Raw genomic sequence first — 2,277 nt, 5'->3', positions numbered from 1 at the left:
GTGTTGAGACGTTCGATCAGAAGTTCGAGCACTTCCGTTTCGATGAACGGTTCATCGGCTTGGACGTTGATGATGAGTTCATCGTCGGGGACGTCGATGATCTGAGCGCATTCGTTGATACGGTCGGTTCCGCTTTTGTGCGTCGTAGAGGTGAGGCGTGCTTCGACGCCGTGTGCGGCGCAAATGTCGAGGATTTTCTCATCGTCGCAGGCGACGACGACGCGGTCGATTGACTCGACCCGTTTGGCGGTACGGATCACCATCGGCAGACCGCCGATATCGGCTAAAACTTTTTCTGGGAAACGGGTTGAGGCGAGACGGGCAGGAATAATAATCATAGTTAAACCTAGTGAGAGATATAATTGCCCAAATCATAACGAAAAGAGTCGTAAATGCTCCTTTATCAGCCAGAGGGCGGCTATTGTTACAACAGCGATTCGATACTGCTGTACGGATTTATTTCTCGCCTGATGCCGAAAGGGAAAATGCTCGATGTCGGTGCGGGGAGCGGGATCGTGGGATTGCTGATAGGGCGGGATTTTCCGAATATCACCCTCGAATCGGTCGAGAAACAGCCGTTATACGCCGAATTTGCCCGCCGCAATGCCGCAATCAATAAAATCGGCTATACCCTGCATGAGGGGGATTTTTTAGAATTGGGGAATCACGGCAGCTATGACTGGATCGTCTCCAACCCCCCGTTTTACCATGAAAATGTCTCCCGTTCGGAAAATCCGATCCTTCATCAGGCCCGCTATAACGTCCATTTACCGATTGAGCCGTTTATAGTGAAAATGTCCAAACTTCTCAAATCGAGCGGCGAAGCGGCGATCTGTTATGATGCGCGTCAGAGCGTCCAGCTTTTCAGTGCGTGCGAACGTGCAGGATTAAGAGTCGTTGAGGTACAATTCGTCCATTCAAAAGAGGATCGTCCCAGCACATTGGTGATGCTCCATCTGAAAAAAAACAGCAAAACGATGTTGAACGTTCTTCCGCCGCTGATAACGTTTTCAGGTGATGGCTATACTCCTGCCGTACAGGCGATTTATGACAAAGCAAAGGTGCACAGTATCAAATGTCCGAGTATATGACTCAAGAAGGATTCTCTTACGCATTCGACCCCTCCGCGTGTGCAAAATGCGGGGGAAACTGCTGTACCGGAGAGAGCGGCAATATTTTTGTCTCCGTGACTGAAATCGCGGCGATTGCAAAGCTCTTAGAGATGGAAGAGGGGGAGTTTCGCCGTACCTATTTACGTAAAGAACTCTACCGCTACTCGCTCAAAGAGAAAAAGGTAAACGGCTCGTACAATTGTGTGTTTTTCGATCGTTCACTAAACGGGTGTAGTATCTACACGGCACGTCCGTTACAGTGTCGGACCTTTCCGTTTTGGGACTATTTCCGGCACCGTATCGACGAACTCAAAGCTGAATGTCCGGGGATTATCCATGATTAAATTAATTTATCTATGTCTGTTTATTGCTTCTGTAGCTGTCGCAGCGGCTAAACCTGCAACCCATTCGAAAATAAGCGAAGATGCTTATTCCCTGTTTGCGCTGGATGCGCAAATGCGTCAGAAATACCATCAATCATCGGCTTTTTTCGCCGAGCTGTACAAACAAACGAAGAAAAAAGAGTATCTTTATCAGGCACTGCGGATGCTGGAACAATCAAACGATACGAAGCAATTGGGGCAGATGACAGCCGATGCGCTCAAAGAGTCTCCCGATGATAAAACGTTGAAACGATTTGAGATCATTACGTTGCTCAAATCGGGGCAATTCGCCGAAGGGTCGCAAAAAGCGCTGGTATTAAGCGAAACGACGAAAGAAGCTCCCGATTATCAGCTTTATGCCGATTCGCGTTTAAAACTGAGCGACTACAGAGGGGCGGAAAATGCTCTCGAAAAAGCGTATGCTCTCACGTTCGACGAATCGACGGCTGAGCGGATCGCACTGATCCGCTATACGCAGCTCGGCGAAAAAGAGGAAGCGATCACCTTTTTAAAAGAGCATATTACGGCACAGGGAAACAGTACGAAAATAGGGAAACGTCTTGCGAGTTTTTATGCCGATCAGGGTAAATTCGACGATGCGGCGGCAATGTATGAACAAACATTCGACGCTTTCGGGGACGCTTCTGCGGCAGAAGAGGCGATCAAAGTATACGCCTATCAGCAAAATCTCATGAAGATGACGGCATTGCTCGAAAAATCGCATATCAACGATCCAGATCGGAAGAGCGTCGTGTAGGGAAAGAGTGTAGATCTCGGTGGTC

3 protein-coding genes are annotated in these 2,277 nt (G+C 48.6%); 2 read left to right on the top strand and 1 reads right to left on the bottom strand.

All coding sequences use genetic code 11. From position 1 onward, the window contains the following. The coding region (locus Q0389_RS04025; protein ID WP_298691876.1) for an NTP transferase domain-containing protein at positions 1-338 on the bottom strand (338 nt) is incomplete at its 3' end. Positions 339-392: 54 nt separating this feature from the next. Here Q0389_RS04025 and Q0389_RS04020 point away from each other — a divergent pair. Further along, on the top strand, positions 393-1,091 hold the full coding sequence (locus tag Q0389_RS04020) for a methyltransferase (RefSeq protein ID WP_298691874.1): 699 nt from the start codon (positions 393-395) through the stop codon (positions 1,089-1,091). Further along, positions 1,076-1,456: a YkgJ family cysteine cluster protein gene (locus Q0389_RS04015; protein WP_298691872.1), complete on the top strand. Its 381-nt coding sequence runs from the start codon at positions 1,076-1,078 to the stop codon at positions 1,454-1,456. The genes Q0389_RS04020 and Q0389_RS04015 overlap by 16 nt, the downstream gene beginning before the upstream one ends. Positions 1,457-2,277: the final 821 nt, after the last annotated feature.

It is taken from the genome of uncultured Sulfuricurvum sp. (assembly GCF_937936435.1).
Lineage (GTDB): Bacteria > Campylobacterota > Campylobacteria > Campylobacterales > Sulfurimonadaceae > Sulfuricurvum.
This window is presented reverse-complemented; position numbering and strand designations above follow the sequence as displayed.